Source organism: Pseudoalteromonas phenolica (assembly GCF_005886345.1).
Taxonomy (GTDB): Bacteria; Pseudomonadota; Gammaproteobacteria; order Enterobacterales; family Alteromonadaceae; genus Pseudoalteromonas; species Pseudoalteromonas phenolica_A.
In genome coordinates this window covers 1-223 of record NZ_PNEC01000116.1, presented here as the reverse complement: position 1 = coordinate 223, position 223 = coordinate 1, and the positions used below count along the sequence as shown (strand labels likewise).

Below are 223 nucleotides of genomic sequence, written 5' to 3'. Positions count from 1 at the left end.
CCCCACCCCCCCCCCCCCCCCCCCGCCCCCGCCCCGCCCCCCCCCCCCCCCCCCCCCCACCCCACCGACCCACCCCCCCCCCCCCCGACCCCCCCCCCCCCCCCCCACCCCCCCCCCACCCCCCGCCACCCCCGCCCCCCCACCCCCGCCCCCCCCCCCCCCCCCCCCCACCTCCCCCCCCCCCCCCCCTCCCCCCCCCCCCCCCCCAACCCCCCCCCCCCCC

Annotated in this window: 1 protein-coding gene; it reads right to left on the bottom strand. The window is 93.3% G+C overall.

Annotated elements, in window-relative coordinates:
• The coding region (locus CWB72_RS21235) for a hypothetical protein (protein ID WP_212747923.1) at window positions 1-223 on the bottom strand (223 nt) is incomplete at both ends.